Annotated in this window: 21 protein-coding genes; 17 read left to right on the forward strand and 4 right to left on the reverse strand. The window is 52.5% G+C overall.

The features are described 5' to 3' along the window. The first annotated feature begins 1 nt into the window (after position 1). The 9 genes from C7U56_RS01040 (at position 2) to C7U56_RS01080 (ending at position 13,004) form a co-directional block, all read left to right on the forward strand. Entirely contained in the window at positions 2-451 is a 450-nt protein-coding gene (locus C7U56_RS01040; protein ID WP_106999806.1) for a PrgI family protein, read from the forward strand. Then, positions 354-2,759, forward strand: coding sequence for a VirB4-like conjugal transfer ATPase, CD1110 family (locus C7U56_RS01045; protein ID WP_106999807.1), 2,406 nt, complete (start codon positions 354-356; stop codon positions 2,757-2,759). Before C7U56_RS01040 ends, C7U56_RS01045 begins: the two co-directional genes overlap by 98 nt. Continuing rightward, entirely contained in the window at positions 2,756-3,676 is a 921-nt protein-coding gene (locus C7U56_RS01050) for a DNA cytosine methyltransferase (RefSeq protein ID WP_055200128.1), read from the forward strand. The genes C7U56_RS01045 and C7U56_RS01050 overlap by 4 nt, the downstream gene beginning before the upstream one ends. Continuing rightward, a complete protein-coding gene (locus tag C7U56_RS01055) occupies positions 3,664-5,619 on the forward strand; it encodes a C40 family peptidase (protein WP_106999808.1) in 1,956 nt (651 codons plus the stop codon). The genes C7U56_RS01050 and C7U56_RS01055 overlap by 13 nt, the downstream gene beginning before the upstream one ends. Positions 5,620-5,642: 23 nt before the next feature. Beyond that, complete coding sequence (locus C7U56_RS01060) at positions 5,643-5,900, forward strand: DUF4315 family protein (protein ID WP_003509287.1); 258 nt, start codon at positions 5,643-5,645, stop codon at positions 5,898-5,900. Beyond that, positions 5,887-6,648 carry a DUF4366 domain-containing protein gene (locus tag C7U56_RS01065; protein WP_106999809.1) on the forward strand — a complete coding sequence of 254 codons (762 nt, stop codon included), beginning with the start codon at positions 5,887-5,889 and terminating at the stop codon, positions 6,646-6,648. The genes C7U56_RS01060 and C7U56_RS01065 overlap by 14 nt, the downstream gene beginning before the upstream one ends. After that, the gene (locus tag C7U56_RS01070; RefSeq protein WP_106999810.1) at positions 6,645-8,735 is read left to right on the forward strand and encodes a DNA topoisomerase 3; all 2,091 of its coding nucleotides are present in this window, start codon (positions 6,645-6,647) and stop codon (positions 8,733-8,735) included. Before C7U56_RS01065 ends, C7U56_RS01070 begins: the two co-directional genes overlap by 4 nt. A 126-nt stretch (positions 8,736-8,861) precedes the next feature. After that, positions 8,862-12,800, forward strand: coding sequence for an LPD25 domain-containing protein (locus C7U56_RS01075; protein ID WP_106999811.1), 3,939 nt, complete (start codon positions 8,862-8,864; stop codon positions 12,798-12,800). A 3-nt stretch (positions 12,801-12,803) separates the two neighbouring features. Continuing rightward, on the forward strand, positions 12,804-13,004 hold the full coding sequence (locus tag C7U56_RS01080) for a transposon-transfer assisting family protein (RefSeq protein WP_071441250.1): 201 nt from the start codon (positions 12,804-12,806) through the stop codon (positions 13,002-13,004). Positions 13,005-13,161: 157 nt separating this feature from the next. On the opposite strand, the gene C7U56_RS01085 is transcribed toward C7U56_RS01080, so the two are convergent. The 4 genes from C7U56_RS01085 to C7U56_RS01100 form a co-directional block, all read right to left on the reverse strand. Beyond that, positions 13,162-13,533, reverse strand: coding sequence for a cysteine-rich VLP domain-containing protein (locus C7U56_RS01085; protein WP_008689659.1), 372 nt, complete (start codon positions 13,531-13,533; stop codon positions 13,162-13,164). Beyond that, a complete protein-coding gene (locus tag C7U56_RS01090; protein ID WP_106999812.1) occupies positions 13,530-14,882 on the reverse strand; it encodes a relaxase/mobilization nuclease domain-containing protein in 1,353 nt (450 codons plus the stop codon). Before C7U56_RS01090 ends, C7U56_RS01085 begins: the two co-directional genes overlap by 4 nt. Next, complete coding sequence (locus C7U56_RS01095) at positions 14,843-15,172, reverse strand: plasmid mobilization protein (protein WP_002566656.1); 330 nt, start codon at positions 15,170-15,172, stop codon at positions 14,843-14,845. Before C7U56_RS01095 ends, C7U56_RS01090 begins: the two co-directional genes overlap by 40 nt. 228 nt (positions 15,173-15,400) lie before the next feature. Then, positions 15,401-15,769, reverse strand: a complete 369-nt coding sequence (locus tag C7U56_RS01100; RefSeq protein WP_102289599.1) for a helix-turn-helix domain-containing protein — start codon at positions 15,767-15,769, stop codon at positions 15,401-15,403. Positions 15,770-15,991: 222 nt separating this feature from the next. On the opposite strand from C7U56_RS01100, the gene C7U56_RS01105 reads away from it, so the two are divergent. The 8 genes from C7U56_RS01105 to C7U56_RS01140 all read left to right on the forward strand — a co-directional run bounded on the left by C7U56_RS01105 (position 15,992) and on the right by C7U56_RS01140 (position 25,122). Then, positions 15,992-18,400: an ABC transporter permease gene (locus C7U56_RS01105; RefSeq protein WP_106999813.1), complete on the forward strand. Its 2,409-nt coding sequence runs from the start codon at positions 15,992-15,994 to the stop codon at positions 18,398-18,400. A gap of 86 nt (positions 18,401-18,486) precedes the next feature. Beyond that, the gene (locus C7U56_RS01110) at positions 18,487-19,179 is read left to right on the forward strand and encodes a response regulator transcription factor (RefSeq protein ID WP_106999814.1); all 693 of its coding nucleotides are present in this window, start codon (positions 18,487-18,489) and stop codon (positions 19,177-19,179) included. Continuing rightward, positions 19,176-20,207, forward strand: a complete 1,032-nt coding sequence (locus C7U56_RS01115; RefSeq protein ID WP_106999815.1) for a sensor histidine kinase — start codon at positions 19,176-19,178, stop codon at positions 20,205-20,207. The genes C7U56_RS01110 and C7U56_RS01115 overlap by 4 nt, the downstream gene beginning before the upstream one ends. 27 nt (positions 20,208-20,234) lie before the next feature. Next, a complete protein-coding gene (locus C7U56_RS01120) occupies positions 20,235-20,651 on the forward strand; it encodes a hypothetical protein (RefSeq protein ID WP_106999816.1) in 417 nt (138 codons plus the stop codon). A gap of 182 nt (positions 20,652-20,833) precedes the next feature. Further along, complete coding sequence (locus C7U56_RS01125; protein WP_004611617.1) at positions 20,834-21,094, forward strand: hypothetical protein; 261 nt, start codon at positions 20,834-20,836, stop codon at positions 21,092-21,094. Positions 21,095-21,099: 5 nt separating this feature from the next. Next, positions 21,100-21,765: an ABC transporter ATP-binding protein gene (locus C7U56_RS01130; protein WP_005362411.1), complete on the forward strand. Its 666-nt coding sequence runs from the start codon at positions 21,100-21,102 to the stop codon at positions 21,763-21,765. 14 nt (positions 21,766-21,779) lie between these two features. Then, positions 21,780-24,164: an ABC transporter permease gene (locus C7U56_RS01135; protein WP_106999817.1), complete on the forward strand. Its 2,385-nt coding sequence runs from the start codon at positions 21,780-21,782 to the stop codon at positions 24,162-24,164. Positions 24,165-24,351: 187 nt separating this feature from the next. Next, positions 24,352-25,122 (forward strand): response regulator, encoded by a 771-nt coding sequence (locus C7U56_RS01140; protein WP_106999818.1) that lies wholly within the window; start codon positions 24,352-24,354, stop codon positions 25,120-25,122. Positions 25,123-25,444 lie beyond the last annotated feature (322 nt).

Below are 25,444 nucleotides of genomic sequence, written 5' to 3' on the forward strand. Positions count from 1 at the left end.
TATGGCTTATGTAACTGTCCCCAAGGATTTAACCAAGGTCAAATCCAAGGTAGTATTCGGGCTGACGAAACGCCAGCTCATTTGTTTTGGCGGTGCGCTGCTTATTGGCGTCCCGCTTTTCTTTTTGATCCGGGGCCGCGTCCCGACCAGCGCGGCGGCGCTCATTATGGTGTTCGCCATGCTGCCGGGCTTTCTGCTGGCGCTTTACGAAAAACACGGCCAGCCCCTTGAAATGGTGGTGCGCCAGATCGTAGAGTGCTGCTTCATCCAGCCCAAGGAACGGCCCTACCAGACCAACAACGCTTATACCGCCCTTGTGCGGCAATCCCAAATGGAAAAGGAGGTCAACGCCATTGTCCAAAAAGCAAAAGAACGAAACGAGCGCAAAAGCGCCGGTCAAGCTCACCCGCGCCGAAAAGAAAGAGATTCAGGCCGTCATCCGAAAGTATAAGGGCGACGGCAAGCCCCATTCGGCACAGGCCAGTATTCCCTATGAGGCCATGTATCAGGACGGCGTATGCCGGGTAACGCCCCGCACCTTTTCCAAGTGCATTGAGTTTACGGACATCAGCTACCAACTGGCGCAGGCGGACACCAAGACCGCCATCTTTGAAAACCTGTGCGACCTCTACAACTATCTGGACGCCTCCATTCATGTGCAGTTTTCCTTTATCAACCGCAAGATCGACCCCAAGCAGTACGCCAAGAGCTTTGAAATCCGGGCGCAGGGGGACGACTTCGACGACATCCGCAGCGAGTATTCCGACATTTTGCAAGACCAGCTTGTGAACGGGAACAACGGCCTGATGAAGCGGAAATTTATGACCTACACCATCGAGGCGGACAGCCTGAAAATGGCCCGCGCCAGACTGCGCCGGATCGAAACCGACCTTTTGGGCTATTTCAAGAGCATGGGGGCCTCCGCGTGGGGACTGGACGCCAAGCAGCGGCTGGAAGTCATGCACAGCATTTTCCACCCGGACGGGGAGCCGTTTTCTTTTGACTGGAAGTGGCTTGCCCCGTCGGGGCTTTCCACCAAGGACTTTATCGCCCCGTCCTCGTTCCGCTTCGGCAATGCCCGGATGTTCGGGCTGGGCGGCAAATACGGGGCGGTGAGCTTCCTGCAAATCCTCTCCCCGGAGCTGTCGGATGAAATGCTGGCCGACTTCCTCAACACAGAAAACGGCATTGTGGTGAACCTCCATGTGCAGGCCATCGACCAGAGCGACGCCATTAAGACGGTCAAGCGCAAGATCACCGACCTTGACGCCATGAAGATTCAGGAACAGAAACGGGCGGTAAGAAGTGGTTACGACATGGATATACTTCCCAGCGACCTTGCCACCTACGGGCAGGACGCCAAGGAGCTGTTAAAGACCTTGCAGAGCCGGAATGAACGGATGTTCCAGCTTACCTTTTTGGTGCTGAACACCGCAGACACCCGGCAAAAGCTGGAAAACGATGTGTTCTGGGCTGCCGGTATTGCACAGAAATACAACTGTTCCCTTGTGCGGCTGGACTACCAGCAGGAACAGGGGCTTATGAGCAGCCTGCCGCTTGGGGCCAGCCACATCCAGATTGAACGCTCCCTGACGACTTCCAGCGTGGCCGTGTTCGTCCCCTTTGTGACGCAGGAGCTTTTTCAGGGCGGCGATGCCATGTATTACGGGATCAACGCCAAGACCGGCAACATGATTATGCTCGACCGCAAACGGGCGAGGTGTCCCAACGGGCTAAAGCTGGGGACACCGGGAAGCGGCAAAAGTATGAGCTGTAAATCCGAGATTTTGAGCGTGTTCCTCTGCACCCCGGACGATGTGTATATCTGTGATCCAGAAGCCGAGTATTACCCCCTTGTGAAGCGGCTGCATGGGCAGGTGGTGAAGCTGTCGCCTACCAGCAAAAACTATGTGAACCCGCTGGACATCAACCTGAATTACTCCGAGGATGAAAACCCGCTGGCCTTGAAATCCGACTTTGTGCTGTCGTTCTGTGAGCTTGTCATGGGCGGCAAGAACGGGCTGGAAGCCATTGAAAAGACGGTGATCGACCGGGCGGTACAGGTGATCTACCGGCCTTATCTGGCAGACCCCAAGCCGGAAAATATGCCCATCCTTGCAGACCTGCATAAAGCCCTGTTAGACCAGCATATCCCGGAGGCTGACCGGGTGGCGCAGGCCCTTGACCTGTATGTGTCCGGCAGCCTAAATGTGTTCAACCACAGAACCAACATCGACATTCAAAACCGCATTGTGGCCTTTGACATCAAGGAACTGGGCAAGCAGCTAAAGAAAATCGGTATGCTCATTGTCCAAGACCAGATTTGGGGGCGCGTCACCCAAAACCGCAGCAAGGGCAAGGCGACATGGTATTTCTGTGATGAGTTCCACCTGCTTTTGCGTGAGGAACAGACGGCGGCCTTTTCCTGTGAGATTTGGAAGCGTTTTCGTAAGTGGGGCGGGATTCCCACAGGTGCGACGCAGAATGTAAAAGACCTGCTTTCCTCCCCGGAAATTGAGAACATTTTGGAAAACAGCGACTTTATCTGCCTGCTCAATCAGGCCAGCGGCGACCGCAAAATCCTTGCGGAACGGCTGAACATTTCGCCCCAGCAATTACGGTATGTGGACAATTCCGAACCCGGCGAGGGGCTTCTCATTTACGAAAATGTGATCCTGCCCTTTAAGAACCCCATCCCGAAAAACACCCAGCTCTACCAGATCATGACGACCCGGTTAGGCGAGGGGGCGACGGTATGAGCGCCTTAACACATTTCAGCCTGTTTTCCGGGATCGGCGGGATCGACCTTGCGGCGGAAGCCGCAGGGTTTACCACCGTATGCCAGTGCGAATGGGCGGATTTCCCGATGGAAGTTTTGAAAAAGCACTGGCCGCAGGTACCAAAATTCCGGGACATTACCACAGTGACAAAGGAGGCATTTTTTGAAAAAACAGGACAAGAAACCACCACACTTATTTCCGGGGGATTCCCCTGCCAGCCCTTTTCCAGCGCCGGGAAACAACGGGGATTTGAGGACGAACGGTATTTATGGCCCGAAATGCTCCGCGTTATCCGGGAACTGCACCCCTCTTGGGTGCTTGGAGAAAATGTTGCTGGCTTCATCCATCTGGGGCTCGACAAGACGGTTTTTGACTTGGAGCAGGCAGGCTACGCCGTTAGGGTTTTCGTACTTCCTGCTGTCGCCGTCGGCGCATGGCATGAGCGCAAAAGAACTTTCATCATCGGCCATGCTGCTTCCCACGCCCCTTGCCAGCGACACGGGGGATGTGGGGAAAACTGTCGATGTGCGGATGACCCCGACCGGGAGCTTCCGAAAATACAATCCCAGCGGAACCGTATGGACGGCGCGGCTGTCATGGGCGGTTTACAAACTGCTGGGCAGCCCGCCGGGGGATGTGAAACTGAACCCCGACTGGGTGGAATGGCTGATGGGATTCCCCCGGAGATGGACGGACATTCCATGTGGGCCAAAGAACCGGCGCAAATCCCGTACTTAATCAGCGACCCGCCGGCGAATGTGGCAAAGCGGTTAAAGACTTTGGGAAACGCAGTTGTTCCCCCGCAGGTGTACCCCATCCTGCGCTATATTGCAGAGATTGAAACCGGGCGCTGCCGGAACAGACAGCAAGGAGGTGATCGGATATGGAACCCTTAAAACCCCGCGACAAGGTAACGCAGCACATGACCTGCGACGGCCTGACGCTGGATAACCAGACCACCGGCGAAAGCGTCAATGTGTCCAGCCGGGAGGCCGAGCAGGAATACACCGCCCAGCCGGAGGGCGCGGCGGAAAAAATACTGGAACGGGCGGACGAACTGCACGACCGCCACAAGGCAAGGAAAGCGGCCAAGGACGCCGGAAAAACCGTGGCGCAGGCCACCGGCCCCGTTTCCCGGTTGCAGTTTACCGCCGAGGAACGGGCCTCCCCGGAGCTGGCCCCGTATATCAAAAAGGCAGAAAAACGGGCGGATCAGCTGGAAGCGGCCAAAGAAGCCCTGCCGAAAAAGCGCGTCGTCACCAAGGAAACCGTTTATGACGAGGCCAAGGGCAAGGCTAAAAGCAGGCTGTATTTTGACAAGGTGGAGAAATCCCCTCCCCAGCTCAAACCAAACCCGGCCAGCCGCCCCATACAGGAAGCCGGGCTTTATCTCCACGGAAAAATCCACGAGGTAGAACACGAAAATGTGGGCGTGGAGGGCGGCCACAAGGGGGAGGAACTGGCGGAACGGCAGGTGGGCCGCATGATCCGCAGCGGCGTCCACCGCCACAAGCTCAAACCCTACCGGGCCGCAGCCAAGGCCGAGCGAAAGTCCATCGCTGCCAACGCCGAGTTTGCGTATCAAAAATCCCTGCGGGACAACCCGGAGCTGGCGCAGGCGGTCAAGAACCCCGTTTCCCGCTTCTGGCAGAAACAGCACATCAAGCGGGAATATGCCAAGGTAGCAAGGGCGGCGGGTCAGACCGCACAGGGGGCCGCAGGCACCGCCAAGACCACGGGTGCCGCAGCCAAGAAAGCCGCAGAAAAAAGCAGACAGGCCGCGTCCTTTGCCGCCCGGCACTGGAAAGGGGCGCTGATCGTCGGCGGCGTGGGCCTCATGCTCCTGCTGGTGATGGGCGGCCTGCAATCCTGCACCGCCATGTTTGGCAGCACCGGGACGGGCCTTGCCGCCACCTCCTATCTCTCCGAGGACAGCGATATGCTGGGAGCCGAAGCCGCCTATGCCGCGCTGGAAGCAGACTTGCAGCACGAACTTGACAACTACGAAAGCCTGCACCCTGGCTATGACGAATACCGTTTCGATCTGGACGAGATCAAACATGCCCCCTATGTGCTGACCTCCATCCTCTCCGCGCTGCATAACGGCGTGTTCACTTTGGGGGAGGTACAGGGCGACCTTGCCATGCTCTTTGAAAAGCAGTACATCCTGACCCAGACCATCGAAACGGAAACCCGCTACCGCACCGAAACGAGGACGGACAGCGAGGGAAACACCTATACCGTGGAAGTTCCCTACACCTATTACATCTGCAATGTGAAGCTGGAAAACTTTGACCTGTCCCACCTGCCCATCTACATTCTCACCGAGGAACAGATGGGCTTTTATGCTGCCTATATGCAGACTTTGGGCAACCGGCCAGACCTGTTTCCCAACGGCAGCTATCCCCACGCCTCCACCCCGAAAGAGCCGACCTACTATGAAATCCCCCCGGAGGCGCTAAAGGACGAAGCCTTTGCCGCCATGATCGCGGAGGCGGAAAAGTATGTGGGCTATCCCTATGTGTGGGGCGGCAGCTCCCCAAGCACCAGCTTTGATTGTTCCGGCTTCATTAGCTGGGTTATCAATCATTCCGGCTGGAATGTGGGACGCCAGACGGCGCAGGGGCTTTACAACATCTGCACTCCCGTTTCCCCGGAGCAGGCCAAGCCCGGCGACCTTGTATTTTTCGTCGGCACTTATGACACTGCCGGGATGTCCCATGTGGGGCTGTATGTGGGAAATTCGGTCATGCTGCACTGCGGCGACCCCATTTCCTACACGAACCTCAATTCAAGCTACTGGCAGCAGCATTTTTATTGTTACGGGCGTTTGCCTTAAACGCCAGAAAGGAGTAAATCACTATGGCAATGAACAAATTGGAACGCATTGAAAAGGATATTGAGAAAACCAAGGGCAAGATCGCGGAGCTGCAAAAGCAGCTTCGGGAGCTGGAAGCGGCCAAGACCGAACAGGAAAACTTGCAGATCGTCCAGCTTGTGCGCGGCCTCAACATGACCCCGCAGGAGTTCGCCGCCTTTGTGCGCGGCGGCGCGTTGCAGGCGGCCCCGGCCCCGATCCCGGACTTTGAACAGGAGGACAGCGCCCATGAAGAAATCTAAACTGTTCCGCACCTTGACGCTGGCTGTGGCCGCTGCGCTCTGCATGGCGACCACGACCGTTACCGCCTACGCCGGGGGCGCTGACCCTGACCCGGTGCCGCTGCCGGAAACCACCGAGGCCCCCGCAGAAGTGCCGGAGGAAACCGAAGAACCCACCACCGGCGGCATGGAGCCGGAGGGCGTACCTGTCACCCCGCAGGGCAACGCTACGCTGGTGGATGATTTTTTCGGGGATAAGCAGCTTATCACCGTTACCACCAAGGCCGGGAATTATTTTTACATCCTGATCGACCGGGCCAACGAGGACAAGGAAACGGCGGTGCATTTCCTCAACCAAGTGGACGACGCCGACCTGCAAGCCTTGTTGGAGGACGGGAAAAAAGAGCCGGAGGTCTGCACCTGTACGGCCAAGTGTCAAGCCGGGGCCGTCAATACGGCCTGCCCGGTCTGTAAAAACAACCTGACCGCCTGCAACGGGCCGGAGCCGAAGCCCCAGCCGGAGGAAGAAAAGCCGCAGGAGGAAAAGCCAAGCGGCATGGGCGGCCTTGTGGTGTTCTTTGTGGTGGTGCTGCTGGGCGGCGGCGCAGCCCTCTACTTCCTGAAATTCAAAAAGGAAAAAGCCGACACCACAGGCAATGACGATCTGGCCGAGTATGACTTTGGAGAGGACGAGGACGACGAGGACGAAGCCCCGGAGCCGGACGAGGATATGACAAGTGAAGATGGAAATAAGGAGGACGAAGTATGAGCTATCAGTTAGTAATTGCAGAGAAACCAAGCGTCGCCCGCAGCATTGCGGGCGTGATCGGCGCGGACAAGAAACAGGACGGTTACATGGAGGGAAACGGCTATCTGGTGAGCTGGTGTATCGGCCACCTTGTTTCCCTTGCCGACGCCGGGACTTATGACGAGCGTTTCAAAAAATGGCGCTATGACGACCTGCCGATTCTGCCGCAGGAATGGCAGTACATCATTCCCGATGATAAGAAAAAGCAGTTTGACACCCTGCGTTCTTTGATGGAGCGCCCCGATGTTACCGGCCTTGTGTGCGCCACTGACGCCGGGCGCGAGGGGGAATTGATTTTCCGTTTCGTCTACCAGATGGCGGGCTGCAAGAAACCGTTTCAGCGCCTTTGGATTTCCAGCATGGAGGACGCGGCCATCAAGGACGGCTTTGCCCATCTGAAACCGGGAACTGACTATGACAACTTGTATCAGTCGGCCCTTTGCCGGGCGCAGGCGGATTGGCTGGTGGGGATCAACGCGACAAGACTTTTCTCCATCCTCTACCACAAGACCCTGACCGTGGGCCGTGTCCAGACGCCGACCCTGAAAATGCTGGTTGACCGGGAGGCCAAGATCAGCAGCTTTCAGAAAGAGAAATACCACATCGTCCAGATTGCGGCGGGCGGCATGGAGGCGGCCAGTGAACGCATGAGAAACGCAGACGACGCCAAGGCCCTGAAAGCCGCCTGTGAAACGGCGCAGGCCGTTTGTGTGTCGGTAACACGGGAGAAAAAGACGGAGCAGCCGCCCCGCCTCTATGACCTCACCACCTTGCAGCGGGAAGCAAACCGCCTGTTTGGATTTACCGCCAAGCAGACCCTTGACTATGCCCAGCAGCTCTATGAAAAGAAGCTGCTGACCTATCCCCGCACCGACAGTCAGTATTTGACCGATGATATGCTGCCAACGGCGGAAAGCCTTGTGTCCGGCCTGTGGCCGCTGCTTCCTTTTGCAACGGGGCTTGACCTGTCCCCGCAGTTTGGCCGGGTGCTGAACAGCAAAAAAGTGAGCGACCACCACGCCATTGTCCCGACGATGGAATTTGTGCAGAAAGGCTTTGACGGGCTGGCCGAGGGGGAAAAGAAACTGCTGTCCCTTGTGTGCTGCAAGCTGCTGTGCGCCGTGGCCGCGCCCCATGTGTATGAAGCTGTCACCGCCACATTCACCTGTGCCGGGAACACCTTTACCGCCAAGGGAAAAACCATCCTGACCCCCGGCTGGAAAGAGCTTGACCGCCGCTTTAAGGCGTCGTTCAAAACAGACGCCGACGACACCGCCCCGGAGCCTGCGCGGGAACTGCCGGAGATCACCGAGGGACAGACCTTTGACAAGGTAACTGCCGCCGTCACCGAGCATTTCACCGCACCGCCAAAATCCTACACGGAAGATACCCTGCTTTCTGCTATGGAGCGCGCCGGTGCGGACGATCTGCCGGAGGACGCCGAGCGGCAGGGATTGGGAACCCCGGCCACCCGCGCCTCCATCTTAGAAAAGCTGGTGCAGATGGGCTTTGTGGAGCGCAGGGGAAAACAGCTACTTCCCACCAAGGACGGCCACAACCTTGCCTGTGTGCTGCCGGAAGTGCTGACCTCTCCCCAGCTTACGGCACAGTGGGAAACGGAGCTGACGGCCATTGCCAAGGGGCAGGCCGACCCGGAGGGCTTCATGGCTGGCATTGCAGAAATGACAAGGGGCCTGATCGTGGGCTACTCCCAGATCAGCGAGGACGCGCAGAAGTTGTTTCAGACCGAGCGTGTGGTTATCGGCAAATGTCCGCGCTGCGGGGAAAGCGTCTACGAGGGCAAAAAGAACTACTACTGCGGAAACCGAAGCTGCCAGTTTGTCATGTGGAAGAATGACCGATTTTTTGAGGAACGAGGCAAGGCGTTCACCCCGAAGATCGCCGCCGCGCTCCTTAAAGACGGAAAAGCAAAGGTAAAGGGCCTGCGCTCCATGAAAACCGGCAAAACCTATGACGGGACGGTGCTTTTGGCCGATACCGGCGGCAAGTATGTGAACTACCGCGTGGAACAGAGGGGCAAAAACTAAAAACAGCAAGCATAGGGAGTGTAGCCACACTCCCGGCAAAATTCCTGACCCGGCGCACCTGCCGGGCCGGGGATTTTCTCTTTGGGGAAGCCCCAAACCCTTATATTATGTGAAAGGAGCGATTCAATGAGCGAAGTGTTTTCCGTACTTCTTCATAACCGACAGCGTTATGAGCAAGGCAAAGAGGGCCTATGGTTTTCTCTGCCGACCACAACCGAAAAACTGCAAGCAGCCCTGCGGGAAATCGGAATCAGCACCGACAATCCACAGGACTTTTTTCTATATGGGTATAGAAGCCCACAGAAGCGACCTATTAAGCTGCCCCGTGATATGGTGCTGTCCGCAGGCATGGATGAATTAAACTTCCTTGCTGCAAGATTGGAAAAGCTGGACGCCGCCGAACTTACGGAGCTGAACGCCGCCCTGACAAGCCCGCAGAGTGATTTTCACAATATCGGCCAGATTATCGACTATCCCGAAAATGTGGACTTTTATGTGCATTTGCCGGATGTCACCAGCACAGGACAGTTGGGCGACTACTATCTAAACCGTTCCGGCATGGTGGATATGCCGGAGGAATGGAAAGCAGGGATTCTCCTGCCCCGTTTTGGCCTGCATATTGCCAACACAGAGCATGGTGTTTTTACCGATTATGGCTATCTGGTAAAAAGCGGCGACGAATGGCAGCGCGTCCATGAGGGCCAGCCAGTGCCGGAACAATACCGGGTGATGGCCTATCCTGCGCCGGAAATTCTGCGGGAGGAAAGCAAGGTACAGCCGGAGGCGGCAGCGCCTACAAAGGCCCCGCAGCCTGTCACCCCCATTCTCTTAAACGGCCAGAACAGCGCCGAGCGCATGAAAGAGATCACCGACCGGCTGGAAACCGGCATACAGGAGCTTTTCGAGAGTGAACGCTACAAAGCCTATCTCACCACCATGTCCAAGTTCCACAGTTACAGCTTCAACAACACCCTCCTGATCGCCATGCAGGGCGGACAGCTTGTGGCGGGCTACAACAAGTGGCGGGACGATTTTCACCGCAATGTAAAGAAAGGCGAAAAGGCCATCAAGATACTGGCCCCGGCCCCGTTCAAGGCGAAAAAGGAAGTGCAAAAGCTGGACGCACAGGGCAGGCCGGTGATGGGAAAAGACGGAAAGCCTGTTACCGAAGTACAGGAAATACAGGTTCCGGCCTTTAAGATCGTTTCTGTCTTTGATGTGAGCCAGACCGAGGGGGAACCGCTGCCCTCTATCGGCGTGGAAGAACTGACCGGCAGCGTGGAACGCTACGGGGAATTTTTCAAGGCGCTGGAACAGACCTCCCCGGTTCCCATTGGTTTTGAGGACATTCCGGGCGGTTCCCACGGCTATTACCACCTGACGGAAAAGCGGATCGCCATTCAGGAGGGCATGAGCGAATTACAGACCCTAAAGACAGCCATCCATGAGATCGCCCATTCCAAGCTACACGCCATCGACCCGGAAGCCCCGGCCATTGAGCAGGCCGACCGCCCCGACAGCCGCACCCGCGAAGTGCAGGCTGAAAGCGTGGCCTATGCCGTATGCCAGCATTACGGGCTGGACACCTCCGACTATTCCTTTGGCTATGTGGCCGGTTGGAGTTCCGGCAAGGACTTGAAAGAGCTGAAAGCCTCCCTTGAAACCATCCGGGCCACCGCCCATGAACTGATTACCACCATTGACGGCCACCTTGCCCAGCTTCAGAAAGAACGGCAGGCCCAGCAGGAGCAGCCGCAGGCCGCGCCGCTGGAACAGGCCGCCGAGCAGCCAGACCCGGACAGCGTATTTTCCAAGCTGCCCCCGGAGCAACAGCAGGAAATGACCGCCAGCGTAAAAGCTATGCTGCAAACCCTGATTGACGCGGATTTGAAATCCACCGGCGAAGTGTCGCAGGGAACCAAGGAGGCGGCGCAGGTGCAGGGCTTTACCATTGCCGGGGATGGAACGCTGGAACAGGCCAAAGCCCCGCAGGAGGCCGCCTACCGTCTGGAAAGCGGCGATTACCTGTATATCCAGACATCGGAAACCGGCTATGATTACACGCTGTACGGCCCCGACTACAAAGAACTGGACGGAGGCCAGCTTGACAATCCCGGCCTGTCCCTTGTGGAAGCCGGAAAAGAAATCCTTGCGATCCATGAGCGACCGGCTGGGACAATGGAACCCCTGACCGGCGACGGGCTGGATGGTTTTCTGGAAGCAACCGAACAGGCCAACGCCATTCCCCAGCCGCAGGCGTGGAATGGGATCGACGGCCTGTTGAATGGAAAGCCGTTCATGCCGGAGGCGTCCCCGGCTGACCGAGCCGCCGCTCTGATTGAACTGGCAGAGAAAAACGCCCCGCGTTTGGGCAGCGAGGAACGGCAGTTGATCGTGGCCTATGCCGAGGCCGTGGGCGATACCGACAAAGTAATCGGGCTTATCAACCGCCTGTGCGAACAGGGCTATGAGCTGCAAAAGGGCCAGATGGATTCCTTTGTGAAAAGCGAGATCGGAAGTGAGATTGCCGTTGCCAACGCCCAGCGGCAGATCGCGCAGAATCCGGCAGCGGAGCCGGTTGTCACGATCCTTTGGAGCGAAAGTCCCCATCTGAAAGACGGACAGCAAATGCCGCTGCATGAGGCCGAGGCCGTTTTCAAGGAGCTGGACAGTGCCAGACGCCATGAACGGGAGCAGCCGGGCTATACGGGCCATTGGTACGACAAGACCAAGTTCCGCATTGACTTTACCATGCAGGGCCAGCCGGACAGCTACGAGGGACGGCAGGACTTTGGCGACGGGGACGGTTCCCTGATCCAACATATCCGGGGCTACCACGAATACTATGCACAGGATGAAAGCTGGAAAAACCATGTGCTGCACCATGAGGGGCCGGAGGCATGGGAGGCGGACAAGGCCCAGCGGGATATGCTGCTGCATGAGTTCGTCCCATATATGGAACTGCATTGCAATCTGGCCGCTATGGAGCAGGAGGCCCGGCGTCCCCTGCGATCCGGGGAAACCCTGACGCCGGAACAGACCGCTTATTTCAACGCGGTTCTGGACTATGTAAAGGAGTGCCGCCCGCTTCTCAATCAGGGCCAGTACCATTTGCCGGAGCCGCCGCAGCTTGCCGATTTCGACCAGAACTTGCAGGACTACAAAAAACAGATCGAGGCAGAGCTGGAACAGGAGGCCGCCGCTGCCGGGCTGACGGTGGAGGAATATGTTGCCTCTGATTATGAAGCACCAGCGCAGCCCAACTTTTCCATCTACCAAGTGCCGCCCGGCCCAGAGGGGCGCGACTTCCGCTATCGTTCCTATGAGGACTTGCAGGCGGACGGGCTTTCGGTGGACAGGAAGAATTATCAGCTTGTCTACACCGCGCCGCTGGACAAGGACACCACACTGGACGAGATTTACCGCCGCTTCAACATAGAACATCCCTCCGATTACAAGGGACATTCCCTCTCTACGGGGGATATTGTGGTGTTCCGGCAGGATGGGAAACAGACTGCCTACTATGTGGACGAGGGGGCCGACTACCGGCAGGTGCCGGAGTTTTTCGCCCAGCCGGAAAAGCAGCTCACGCCGGACGAGTGCATGACCGGCGAACAAATCCAGACGCCAAGGGGCCGTTTCTATCTGACCGACAGGAGCCGGGAACAGATGGAGGCCGCCGGGTATGGATTCCACCACCAGTCGGAGGACGGCAGGTATCTTATTATGGCAAACGGCACAAGGGCCTTTGCCATCCCCGCCCAGCAGGAAAGCCATATCAAGACGGCGGAAATGTCCACCGAGCAGAACTACAACATGATCGATGGCATGATGAACAATGCCCCGTCTATGGAGGAACTGGAAGCAAGGGCAAAAGCCGGGGAACAGATTTCCCTTTTGGATGTGGCCGAGGCAGCCAAGGCGGAGGCCAAAAAGCCCAAGCAGACCCGAAAGACGACGCAGAAGCAAAAGAAACCGTCCATCCGGGCGCAGCTTGCCGCCGCCAAGGAGGAACAGAAAAAGAAACCCCCGGTGCGGGAAAAATCAAAAGAAATGGAGGTATGAGGAATGTATTTCACCGTGGAAGAAGAAAACCTGATCTGTCTGTACCACAACGCCGACCGCCGCAAGACGGCGGCAAATCTCCGGGCAGCTTTGCCGGACATGGACAAGGAAATGGCGGTGCTGGCCTGCCAGACCGCCGATAAGCTGGACGCCATGAGCGACGCCGACTTTGCGGCGCAGCGGTTCCACTTCACAGACGAATAAGCAAAACGCCGGGTGCGGGGGCTGTCAAAGCCTCTGCGTCCGGCGCTTCTTTTTTTGTCCATTTTCCCGCATTTAGAACCCCGTTTTGAGGGGAACAGGATAACTTTATCCACCTGCCTGCCGACCATGCGGAAAAACCCTTGATTTCCGTGGACTTTTACCGCCCTAAATGCGTAGACAGGAGGTATCTTTTCCGCTGGCGTTCCGCCTCTTTCTTCCGGCGTACCTGCACCGCACAATCCGGGCAGTATTTGGCCCGGTTGGAGTTGGGCGTAAACGCCGCCCCGCAGACGGCGCAGCGTTTGATCTCGTCCCGGCCTTTGGTGATCTCGGCGCACAGGGCCGCGTCCAGCGGCAGGACGGCCACCTTGAACCACCGGCACAGCAGCGAATAGGAAATACTCTGCACACAGACACATTCCTCCCCATCGTCCAGCAGGAGGCAGTTCCCGTTACAGTAGTTGCAGCACTCATGGGTGAGCCTGCGGGCCTTGCGGTATTGGGGGTAACTCATTCTCGGTATGTTCATCGTTCCTGCGTATGCTCCTTTCCCGGCGCTGTCCGCAAAATGCTGTCTACATTCTGTTTGACAATGCCGTATTCTTTCAACTTCTGTTTCGCTTCGCTGTACTGTGCGGACAGCCGTTCCCGTTCTGCGTCCAGTTTTTTATACTCGGTTTTGAGGGCGTACAGGTTAGGGAGCTTTGTGATCCCGGCCTCTTTGAGTGCCTTTGCCGCCGCCTCATACAAGATCAGTTGGCTTTCATGCTGCCGCCGGAACGCGGCCTTGTCTTTGGCGTTTCGCAGTTCCAGCGCCACAGGCCGGAGCTGCTTGTAGGCGGAGAGGTTTTTTATCAGCAGCGCCATATCCCCAAGGCGTCGTTCCGCGTCTTTCAGGGCGGAGGCCGCCGCGTCGTTTGCCGCGCTGATCTCGGCCAGCCTGTTTTCCAAGCCCTCATAGCTGTCGATCTGGTGTTCCGTGATGAAGTTTAAGGAATTGGCGGCCTGCTTCAAGTTGTGCAGCTTCGCCCACCGCGCATAGCCCGCCGACTGCTGGGCCTTGATACTGTCCTCCAAGGCGATCCGCAGGGAGATTTCCCCGGCGCTTCTTCTGCGCGGCCCCCGGTCGATGGCAATGCCCTTGATCCGCTGGGTGATCCGTTCCTCGGTGTAATCCTCCCCCAAGGTCTTGCAGCGGGTAAAGCGTTCCTGTCCGGGACGGAGGCCGTCTGCCAGCGCGCGGAATGAAATAAACTTGCCCTGTTTGACTTCATAGCCCTGCGCCTCCATGAGCCGCAAAAAGCCGTCAAAGTCTTTGGCCTGCGGAATGGCCGCGTCGATAGCAAGTTTCAGTTTTGCTTTCCAGCTCTTACCCTTTTTCTGTGCGTCCCACTCGGCGTAGGTCTTGCCCTTGTCTTTGCCGGGCTTTACCACAGACAGGCCGTGTTCCTTGCACAGCCGGTCGCTGGTGCGCCGGATAAAGGCGTAGGTCTGGCGGTTGGAAATGTACTTGCGCTGGTTCGCCATATCCACGGCGCAGAAAATGATGTGGTTATGCAGATGGCCCTTGTCAATGTGGGTGGTAATTACATAGGGGTACTTGCCTTGCAGCACTTCATCGGCAAGCTGCCGCCCGATCTCGTGGGCCTGCTCCGCCGTGGTTTCCCCCGGTTCAAAGGCTTGTATCAGGTGGTGGGCCAGATTATTGCCCTTTTGGTACGCCTGATCTAACAGCATTTGAAATTCAATATCCGCCGTTTCATAGGAACAGCCATAGGAAGAAACGAACAGCTTTTCATCGGTCTTGTCCGGGTTCTCGATGTAGTCCAGCGCCTTTTTCAGCGTTGACTTGATAGGATGGATCTTTGTAACTGCCATATCTGTGCCAGCGCCCCCTTGATGTCCTCCAAGTCCTGCGCGTACACAGTCCCGGTACTGTTGATACGCCTTGCAATCTGGTTGATGTTGACGCCGATCTTTTGCAGCTCTGCGGTCTGCGCCCGGACGGGGCCGGTGTCGATATGGACGATATAGCCGTCGATCAGCATTTTCCGGGCGTAGGCAGAAAAGTTTTTTGTGCCAAGCTGGGCCATCTTCTGCTGGATCAGCGCCCGTTCCTCCGGCGTCACTGGGACGCGCAGCACAAACTTCCGTTTTCGGTTTGCCACTTTCTCACCTCCATTCATTCAGGGGTTTGGGGACTTCCCCAAGATACAAACGGGAAGCCGTTTGCCGGGAGTGTGGCTACACTCCCTATGCTTGCTGTCTTTGTTCTTCTTCCCCTAAAAAGCGTTCTGACCCCAAGGAAATACCCGCAAAATCCCGGTTTTTCCGAAAACCGTACAAAAAAAGAGAGGGCGCAGCTTGCGTCCTCCCAAAAACAAAACAGAGGGTTGTCATGCACCCTCCGTTTCGTCATTCTTCTGTTGAATTTGAATGGCCCCGTCAATCGCGCCCTCGATGACCGGCAGAAATTCTTCCGGGCAGAGTTTCAGCTTGTGGCTGACCCGCTGCCGCTGTGCGCTTTCCTCCCGCATAATCTCCGGGTTAAAATACCGTTCCACGGGAAGCCCGCAGATTTTGATAAGCTGTATGATAACCGGCAGGCTGGGAATCGTGCCGTCATTTTCGATGTTGGCAAGATAGCGCCAGTCGATATTGACCTGTTCTGCCAGCGTCTTACGCGATAACTGCTTGACTTTCCGCGCCTCTTTTACATCAGCGCCGAAAGTTTCAAAGCCGGGACAATCTTTGATATTTGCCATATAGCACCACCCATCTACATTGTATATTTCATATTTTCTCAATGGAATGTTGCTATATGCAGGAAGATTAAACTTTATAATTCATATTTTGTGCCTTGTACGGAAAAGCGGGCTATCCTATAATAAAGAAAAAGCACTTTTTTGAAAAAATCCGTCCGCTGTAACATTTCGCGGACATTTGGGGTTTACAATGGCCTTATCAAATATGGAGGTGATACAACTATGACATGGCCTTTTGAGAATGACACCAGCGCCATTGTAAAAAAATTAGCAGATCGAAGCATGAAAGCGGATAAAAGACGCAATGCGTTTATTATCATAACGATTGCTTTTGCAGTTAGTTTGATGATGGTATTAGCACTATATAATCTCGGAACAGACCGTGAAAATAGGCTTTATCTGCAAGGACGCTACCAGAGCAGTTTTATTAACAGTACCAGTACCGTCTTTGAAAAACTGGAACATAACAACCAGATTGAATCAGTCGGCAAAGAGGCTGCAATGGGAACGAGCCGTATCAATGACTACACTTTGGATGTGTATTACAGAGATCAAAATGCACTTGAACTAAAAGGCGTTACCGACTTACTGGGAAAAATGCCGGAGGCAGAAAATGAAATCATTGTGGAACAGTCCTATTTGGAGCATTTAGGGCTTCCGGTTCAACTGGATCAGACCGTTACACTGGATATGCCTTTTGGAGAAAATCAGACATATCATGTTTGCGGCATTATTCAAAGCAGAAATGCGTCCCGTATTTATCAAGTCATTGTATCGAATGGCTTATATAGCCGGTATGGAAAAGCAAACTGTTACGATCTTTTGGTTCGCTTGAAAAATACCGAAAATATGGACAGCGAAACTTTGAAGCTGTTGATAAACGAAATTGCGGAACAAAGCGGTGTACCTGAACAGTATGTTATGTATAGCTCTACTTATTTTGGATTGGCAGAAGAAAAATCCACGCAGGAGTTATTAGTGATTATCGGAGCAAGCAGTTTAATTGTACTGGCCTGTTCTTTGGTTATTTACAGTCTGTTCTACATTTCTGTTATCGGGAAAACACATGAGTATGGCAGACTGCGTGTGCTGGGGGCTACATCGGTTCAGATCAAGCGTATCGTGCGAAAAGAAAATTTTTTGTTATCCTGTGCTGCAATTCCTATCGGCGTTGTATTGGGAAGTGTTTTGGGCTATTGTTTCGTGCCGGACGGCTGGCATTGGATGACTACACTGGAATGTGCCGTTGTGATTGCCCTTGTTACAGAAATTGCCTTGAAAATTGCTGTCCATACCCCTGTAAAGAAAGCCTCTATGGTATCGCCTATTGAGGCGCTGCGAATCAATACGACTGATACACCGGCGACAGAAAAAACGCGGATCGAACATCGAAAAATCACGCCATCTTCGCTTGCCCGAATGAGCTTTGCCCGGAACAAGAAAAAAGCTATACTAACCGTATTGTCTTTGGGATTTGCCGGAGTTTTACTGATGTGTGCCGCCACCTACCTTAATTCAACTGATGTAGAAAGCATGGCAAAACAGCAATTTGCAAATGGCGACATTGTACTTTCCCTTGATCCCGCCAACACAAATGCGGAAGATCGCCCCGCCGGGATCAATGCACTTCAAACGAAAAATCCATTGGATGAAGTTTTGGAAGAAACGATTTCAGATATGAATGGCGTAAAGAATATTGAATTTATACAGGGCTGTGTTTCAAATATGGAATTTCCCACTCCTTTCAAGGATGGTAACAGCCATTTCTTTACCCAAATTGGAATCCCCGAAAATCAGTACGAGGCCTTTTCACAAGGACTAATTGAGGGAACCGCAGACCGCCAGAAACTTATCAACGGAAAAGGAGTTATCGTAGATAATTCCGCCAAGCTGTTAAGCGACTATTATAATTACACTCCTCAAATTGGCGATATAGTCAAAGTGGAAACAGCGGATGGACAATGGGAAGAATTTACTGTAATGGGGATTGGGAAAGCTCCTAATCTCGGTGGGGATTCAGCTTCTTTCTATTTTCCGCAGGAACTCTTACCTATGATGAAAGAAAATGTTTCCAACTTCAACATAACCTGCATTGTAGATGTGGAAAGAGATCAGCTTACAGAAGTTGAGAATAAGATTTTCCAGTTGGCGGAAAATCGTGGAGGTATAGAAGTTTTCAGTATCAGCGATATTATTACTTATCTGCAAGAGGAAATGAATAACATAAAAATGCCGTTATACGGATTGGTATTTTTCATTGCTGTTTTTGGGCTAATCAGCCTTATCAACACGCTAATGACAAACATTATATCAAGACAGCAGGAATTTGGTATTTTACAGTCTGTGGGATTGAGCAGTAAGCAATTCTCCAAAATGCTGCAAACAGAATGTTTCTATTATGTTTCTGGTACGGCTATTCTAACTTTAACGATTGGAACTTTAACAGGATTTGTACTTTGCAAAGTTTTCAATCAGGTTGGGACATTCGGGACATTGACTTATCATTTTCCAGTTTTAGAAATAAGCATATATTTTGTAGCGCTTTTCTTCATACTGGCAGCTTACTCCGTTTTCTCTGTACGATATAGCAAAAGACATCCTGTGATCGAGCGCATTAAAACAATGGAGTAAATTTTCCTTTATCAGAAAATTGTGTTTTCTGCAACTAAGGACATTTGCCTGTTATACTATCTGCAAAAAGCAAAGGAAGTGAGGATATGAAGCAGATTTTAATTGTCGAGGACGACAGTTTTTTGAATAAGATGTTGGCCTATAACCTGACCGCAGACGGCTACGGCGTGACTTCTGCCCTAAACGCCAGAACCGCAGCCGAAGCCATACGCCAGCGGGAATTTGATTTAGTGCTGCTGGACATCAACCTGCCGGACGGCAACGGTTTTGAACTGTGCAGGCTAATAAAGCCCCAGCACCCGGACACCATCATAATTTTCCTGACCGCCAACGATCAGGAGAGCGACCAGATACGGGGTTATGAGGTGGGCGCGGTGGACTACATCACAAAGCCCTTTGTGATCAGAGCCTTGCAGCGAAAAATCAAAGCCATGTTCGCCATGCTGGAACACCACAAACCAGCTAAAGACATTTACGACGATGGACGGCTGTTTCTGGACTTTTCAGAGCAGACGGCTTCCTTAAATGGAAAGCCTCTGACTCTATCCCCGATGGAGTACAAAATGCTGAACCTGTTTCGCAAAAATCCCCGGCAAGTGCTGACTCGTGGACAGCTTTTGGAAAAGCTGTGGGATATAGACGAGAAGTATGTGGACGAACACACCCTGACAACCTCCATCAGTCGGATTCGCAGCAAGATTGAATCCGACGGAGGTGCCCCCTACATCAAGACCGTTTACGGCATGGGTTATCAATGGACGGGAGGCGAGGCAAAATGAAGTTTCAAAACCTCTCGGTAAAGCGGCTGTTTGGCTGGGTGGCAATAGGACTTGTCCTCTCCATGTCCGGGATCACCATAGCCCTGTTTTTTGTGACAAAACAGACGGCGGTGCTGCTGACGGGCGGAGCGATGCTGCTGTGCGCCCTTGCAGGGATCTTTGTACTGACGCAGGCATTTGGAAAGCGGCTGTCGCAGTTTACCGTAGACCTGTGCCAAACCTTAGACCACATGATCACCGGAAACGAAGCGCCAAAACGCCCGGAGGACAGTGAAACCCAGCTCGCCAGAATCGGGCACCGGCTGGCGAGACTTTACCAGATCATGCAGGAGAACCGTCGCCGGGTGGACGAGGAACGGCAGGAGTTACAGACCCTTGTATCGGATATTTCCCATCAGGTGAAAACGCCGGTAAGCAATCTGAAAATGGCGACGGACACCCTGCTGGAAAAGCCCATGACCGAGGCGGAGCGTACCGATTTTATCCGTGGAATCCGCAACCAGACGGATAAGCTGGACTTTCTCTTTCAGGCCCTTGTGAAAACCTCCCGTCTGGAAACAGGCGTGATCCAGTTGGACAAGAAACCGGGCCGCCTCTTTGATACCGTGGCGCAAGCCATGAGTGGGATCGTGTATGCAGCGGAAAAAAAGAAAATCGCTGTATCTGTGGACTGCCCGGAGAATTTGACCTTTTCACATGACAGCAAGTGGACATCCGAAGCCCTCTTTAACCTGTTGGACAATGCGGTGAAGTATACTCCGGCAGGTGGAAAAATTACGGTGTCGGTGATACCGTGGGAAATGTATGTGGAGATCAAAGTAGCCGATACCGGCAAGGGCATTTCCGAAAGTAATCAGGCTGCCATCTTCCGGCGCTTCTATCGTGAGGAAGAAGTACACGAACAGCAGGGCGTGGGCATTGGCCTGTATCTGGCCCGCGAGATCGTAACACGGCAGGGCGGCTATATCAAAGTGGTTTCGGAGCCGGGCAAGGGTTCGGAATTTTCCATTATGTTGCCGACTAAATAAAGCACACTTATAACAGGAGAAAACACCATGAAAAAAATCAATTTTTGCAAAGCAACAACAATCATCTTAATAATCAATGTTATTTTATCTATTGTTTTATTTTTCGTTGTTCCTGATAAAATAGCAATTCAATGGGTAGGTACATCCCCCAGCAATGCAGTAGATTCTTACTATGTATTTTTGATGCCGGTATTGTCAGTGCTTTTTGCTTTTACGGGAAAACCTATTTTTACAATGTTCCTGTTTAGATTGTGGAATAGAACTAACGAGCATTTAGTGACATACTTAAATTTGTGTCTGCAAGTTGTATTTCTTACTTGTGAAATCTATATCGGATTATATAACCTATGTAATTTTAATGTTGCCATTAGTATAATTCTCATTGTGGAACTTATGATAGATGTGGTGATTGGATTGAAATTATTTCACAATCAATCTATCTAAAAGATTGTGTAGTATGATTCGGCGGACGACCATTTCCGGCTGTCCGCCGTGAATTTTTTTGAAATGTCCGAGCGTTGTAACATTTCACCCCGATTTTCAATGAAATTTTTTGGCCGCTGTAACATTTCGCGGACATTTGGGTTTTACAATACCCTTATCAACAAAAGTGAGGAGGCGACGCAATGGAACTGACCCCGACATTGATTTTGAATCTGGCGCTGCTGATCGTCCCGCCCGTTGCCCTTGTGCTGGTGTTCCGGCAATGGCTGGCCCGGCACATCCGCTGGACGGTTGCCTTGACTGCTCTCTGTGATGTTCTCCTATTTTGGGATGAACTGTTCTACTATGAGAGCTTCGGCCTGTTCGCTGTGCTGATTCTGGTGCAGTTGGCTGCCACCGGCGCAGCAGCGTTCCGCATTTACAACAAACAAAAAAAGGATTGAATTTTATGAGCATTTTACAGACTATCGACCTGAAAAAGTATTACGGCACAGAGCCGAACATCACCCGCGCCCTTGACGGTGTGAACTTCTCCGTGGAGGACGGCGAATTTGTGGCCGTTGTGGGAACCTCCGGCAGCGGCAAGTCTACCCTGCTTCACATGATGGGCGGGCTGGACACCCCTACTTCTGGCAATGTGATTGTCCGGGACAAAGAACTGTCGAAGATGAACGACGAACAGCTTACCATCTTTCGCCGCCGCAACATCGGCTTTATCTTCCAGAACTATAACCTTGTTCCCATCCTGAATGTGTATGAGAACATCGTCCTGCCGGTGGAGCTGGACGGGGACACGGTGGATCAGAAGTTTTTGGACGAGATCGTTCACCTGCTGGGGCTGGAAGATAAACTGAAAAATATGCCGAACAATCTTTCCGGCGGACAGCAGCAGCGTGTGGCTATCGCCCGCGCCTTGATTACCAAACCGGCTATCGTGCTGGCCGACGAGCCGACCGGCAACCTTGACAGCAAGACCAGCGCCGAGGTGCTGGGGCTTATCAAGCGCACCAGTGCGGAGTTCCGGCAAACTGTTGTGATGATTACCCACAATGACGACATAGCCCGCCTTGCAGATCGGATTGTCCGCATTGAGGACGGAAAGATTGTGGAGTAAGGAGGTGGCAGGCTATGACATGGCCTTTTGAAAATGATACCAGCGGCATAGTAAAGCGCATATCAAACCGCAGTATATCGGCAAATCGAAAAAGAAATATCTTTATTATTTTGACGATTGCACTTGCCAGCGCATTGCTATCTGCTATTGTCCTCTATGGCTTTGGGGTTATGCAGGAAACGCAGAACCGCAACCAAAAAACAGCGCAGATTATGTATCATGCGATTTCTGAACAACAGGGACAGGAACTATACAAGCAAGAAGAAATTGCGTGGGTTGGGGAATTTTTTAACGCATTTTCTGAACAGGTAAACCATTCAACCGTGAATTTTACTTATGCAAATGCAGATATGCTAAAATCCCAAAGTATGCCCTATTCGGGAGATTTACCAGCTTCGGAGAATGAAATTGTAGTGCAAGAATCCTTTTTGGATAGTTTGGGCTATTCAAATGAATTGGGACAGACAATTCAAATCCCCTTTTCTGACGGCACTACCCATGATTTCAAATTGACGGGAATCTTAGATGTGAAAACCGGCGATATTGGGCGCTATACAGCCATTATATCGAAAGAATTAGTAAGACAGCAGTATGGCGACGAGGGCATGATTGATTATTACATTGGGCTGAAAGGCGCTCAAAATATGAGCGAGGAAGAAGCCACCAACTATGCAAACACTCTGGCGCAGCAATTAAAAATTTCCGATGATAATGTGATTGTCCGTTCCACATATTTTAACTTAAAGGACGAAAATCACGGAAGCGATATGCTGTTCTATTTCTTGATTGGTTTTGTAACTTTCATTGGTTCCGGCATTGTGATCTATTCGATTTTTTATATTTCAGTAGCAAGCAGTATCCGTAACTATGGACAGCTTCGCACAATCGGAACTACAAAACGACAGATCAAAAAGATGGTTTACCGCGAGGGGAAATTACTTGCTGCCATTGCTATCCCGATTGGTCTGGTTATTGGAAATGTGATTGGGTACTTCCTGATTCCTGCCGGTTGGTACTGGCTGACTACTTTATGTGTGACGGTCGGGGTTGGCCTTTTTGCATTTATTATTGTGATGATTGCCATTCATACTCCTGTAAAAAGAGCTGCGGCAGTATCTCCGCTGGAAGCATTGCGATATTCCGATTATCAGGGAAAAATGAAAGAAAGTTCCGTGCTGCACCGTAAAATAACGCCTGCTTCACTTGCTAAAATGAATCTGTCCAGACAAAAGGCAAAGTCCACTTTAACAATACTTTCTCTTTCACTCGGCGGAGTATTGGTTGTATTGATTTCGACAATGTTAGTTTCCTATGATGGCGTTGCAGAGGCAAGAGGCAGGGCTTTCCCTGTCGGTGAATTTAACATCCAACTCAACGCAAATCAATCGTGGGACACTGCCGGTATTTCTTTGTCTGGATTGCAGCAAAAGAATTTTCTAAATGCCGATTTTATAAATGCAGTAGAAACTATTGATGGCGTTACAGGAATCAAGCACTGGTATTACACGGACGCAGAATATCGTGTAAATGGTAATTCTGGAAAATGGATTCAGGGCTTTTGCCGAGATGAACAGCAGAATTTGGAGAAAGAGCGAATTGCGGGAACGACTGATTATGATGAACTGGTGGCAGGAAATGGAATTGTCTTGCTTCAAGAGCGTGCCGATCTCTATGATATTGAGGCTGCGTTGGGTGATACCGTCGAAGTGGACTATAAAACCGAATCCGGCCAAATTTGCACAAAGACCTATACCGTCATGGGCATTGTAAACGAATATTCTTACTCCGGCTTCTCAAAATGCTTTGCGCTTCCGGAGCAGTTTATGAATGAAGCGACCGGGATAGATTGCACAGGTACGATTTCTGTAATTACCGATATGGAAAAATTTGATACAGTTGAAGCTGCATTAAATCAACTGATAGACGGAAATAGCGATTTGATTATGGAAACCATAAAAGAAAGTATCACTTATTATAGCGGACTTCAACAACTTTCCTTCGGGGTATTGTTGATCGTGGCTGTTATTGTTGTGTGCTTTTCTTTAATCAACCTTGTCAATACGACAATCACAAACTTCTTATCCCGTAGGCAGGAAATTGGAATGTTACAGGCGATTGGTTTGAGTAAAAAGCAGCTTATCAAAATGCTGTGCTATGAGGGGTTGATGTATTCAGTTTTTGCTACGCTGGTAACATTGGTTTTGGGGACTGGACTGGGCTTCCTATCCGTACAGGTAGTTGTGAAAACGATGAATCCATACTTTTACTATTCATTTCCGTGGCTGATCGTATTGATATATTTAGCAATCCTGCTGATTGTGCAATTCACCTTGATTTCTTACACAACTGGAAATCTGAAAAAACAATCTCTTGTTGAGCAAATCAGGACGATGGAATAGCCGTATGGGATCGGCGGGGCGGCGTGTGCTGCCCCGCTTTTTTCGCCATTTCTCAAAAAAATTTTTGAAATGTCCGAGCGTTGTAACAATTCAGCCTGTTTTTCTGTCGAAATCAAAGGCACCTCGGACATTTGTGTAACATTTGTAGTTTATGCTTGTGGTAAATCAATATTGGGGGTGAGGACACATGAAAAAGATACTGCTGATTGACGACAGCGACACCTATACATGGTGTCTGCAAAAATACTTACAGCACCGGGGCTACCCGGTAAAAACGGCTTGTACGCTGAAAGAAGCGCGGGCCGCCATCCAAGAGGAAATGCCGCTGGTGGTCTGCTGTGATCTCGACCTGCCGGACGGTTCCGGCATGGACTTTCTGGACGAGGTACGGGCGGCAGACAAGGAGCTGCCCTTTATTCTGGCATCCTGCCATGACAGGGACGACTACGAACAGGAGGCCAAGCGTCGGGGCGCGACGCTGTGCATGGACAAAATGAAAGGACTGCTGCTGCAAGATAAGCTGGTGGAATATGCCTACCGGCAGCTATCCGGCGAAAAGGCCCCGACTTTTCACAAGCTGCTTTTTGTCCATGCAGAAGATACCAGCGCCGGAGTGCTGCAGGCGGCTATGCTGCAAAAGGGCTTTGACCTGATTCTGGTTCCCTCGATTGGGGAGGCCAAGCGCCGGATTTTTGAGGATAAGGAAATAGAACTGATCTTGTGCGATCTGAAACTGCCGGACGGCACAGCAATGGAGCTGTTTCATACGCTGCGGCGGGTGGCAGGGATGTTCCAGATGAAGAATCCCCCTGTCCGGCTTCTGCCGTTCTTTATCCTCACCGAGAACAACGACCTTGCCATGGAATATGAATACCGGCATGAGGGCGTGAACGACTATATCACCGCCCCGGTCAATATCCCGGAGCTGATCCGGCGGGTTCTGTTCTTTGTGGAATGAAACGAGCCTACATATTCAAACATCTGCCTCCACAGCGGGGAAAAGAAAAAAACCGCTGACGGGCAGAGGATTTCGTGCGCTTTCCTGTATCACTGACGGATACGGCGGTTTTGAGTAGATCAAGGCCGCCGTTTTTTTGCTTCGACGACCCCTGCACCGTGTTCTGGCATGGCGGCTTTAGGAGGGAGCCGCTATGCAACGAAAACTACTTCGACAAAATCCGACAGGGATTAGCCTGTCAAAAAAAGCCGTCCCCCGGCAGCGGGGACAAGCGGCTGTGCGTATGTACTATACCATGTAGGGAAAGAACATATTGCTTTTG

The sequence above is a fragment of the Clostridium fessum genome, assembly GCF_003024715.1.
Taxonomy (GTDB): Bacteria; Bacillota; Clostridia; order Lachnospirales; family Lachnospiraceae; genus Otoolea; species Otoolea fessa.

Excerpts from the sequence above, each read along its gene's own strand:
- C7U56_RS01060 (WP_003509287.1), top strand. The coding sequence starts at position 5,643 with ATGGCAATGAACAAATTGGAACGCATTGAAAAGGATATTGAGAAAACC.
- C7U56_RS01055 (WP_106999808.1), top strand. The coding sequence starts at position 3,664 with ATGGAACCCTTAAAACCCCGCGACAAGGTAACGCAGCACATGACCTGC.
- C7U56_RS01050 (WP_055200128.1), top strand. The coding sequence starts at position 2,756 with ATGAGCGCCTTAACACATTTCAGCCTGTTTTCCGGGATCGGCGGGATC.
- C7U56_RS01120 (WP_106999816.1), top strand. The coding sequence starts at position 20,235 with ATGAAAAAAATCAATTTTTGCAAAGCAACAACAATCATCTTAATAATC.
- C7U56_RS01110 (WP_106999814.1), top strand. The coding sequence starts at position 18,487 with ATGAAGCAGATTTTAATTGTCGAGGACGACAGTTTTTTGAATAAGATG.
- C7U56_RS01100 (WP_102289599.1), bottom strand. The coding sequence starts at position 15,769 with ATGGCAAATATCAAAGATTGTCCCGGCTTTGAAACTTTCGGCGCTGAT.
- C7U56_RS01130 (WP_005362411.1), top strand. The coding sequence starts at position 21,100 with ATGAGCATTTTACAGACTATCGACCTGAAAAAGTATTACGGCACAGAG.
- C7U56_RS01065 (WP_106999809.1), top strand. The coding sequence starts at position 5,887 with ATGAAGAAATCTAAACTGTTCCGCACCTTGACGCTGGCTGTGGCCGCT.
- C7U56_RS01075 (WP_106999811.1), top strand. The coding sequence starts at position 8,862 with ATGAGCGAAGTGTTTTCCGTACTTCTTCATAACCGACAGCGTTATGAG.
- C7U56_RS01085 (WP_008689659.1), bottom strand. The coding sequence starts at position 13,533 with ATGAACATACCGAGAATGAGTTACCCCCAATACCGCAAGGCCCGCAGG.
- C7U56_RS01135 (WP_106999817.1), top strand. The coding sequence starts at position 21,780 with ATGACATGGCCTTTTGAAAATGATACCAGCGGCATAGTAAAGCGCATA.
- C7U56_RS01125 (WP_004611617.1), top strand. The coding sequence starts at position 20,834 with ATGGAACTGACCCCGACATTGATTTTGAATCTGGCGCTGCTGATCGTC.
- C7U56_RS01105 (WP_106999813.1), top strand. The coding sequence starts at position 15,992 with ATGACATGGCCTTTTGAGAATGACACCAGCGCCATTGTAAAAAAATTA.
- C7U56_RS01140 (WP_106999818.1), top strand. The coding sequence starts at position 24,352 with ATGAAAAAGATACTGCTGATTGACGACAGCGACACCTATACATGGTGT.
- C7U56_RS01040 (WP_106999806.1), top strand. The coding sequence starts at position 2 with ATGGCTTATGTAACTGTCCCCAAGGATTTAACCAAGGTCAAATCCAAG.
- C7U56_RS01115 (WP_106999815.1), top strand. The coding sequence starts at position 19,176 with ATGAAGTTTCAAAACCTCTCGGTAAAGCGGCTGTTTGGCTGGGTGGCA.
- C7U56_RS01080 (WP_071441250.1), top strand. The coding sequence starts at position 12,804 with ATGTATTTCACCGTGGAAGAAGAAAACCTGATCTGTCTGTACCACAAC.
- C7U56_RS01090 (WP_106999812.1), bottom strand. The coding sequence starts at position 14,882 with ATGGCAGTTACAAAGATCCATCCTATCAAGTCAACGCTGAAAAAGGCG.
- C7U56_RS01070 (WP_106999810.1), top strand. The coding sequence starts at position 6,645 with ATGAGCTATCAGTTAGTAATTGCAGAGAAACCAAGCGTCGCCCGCAGC.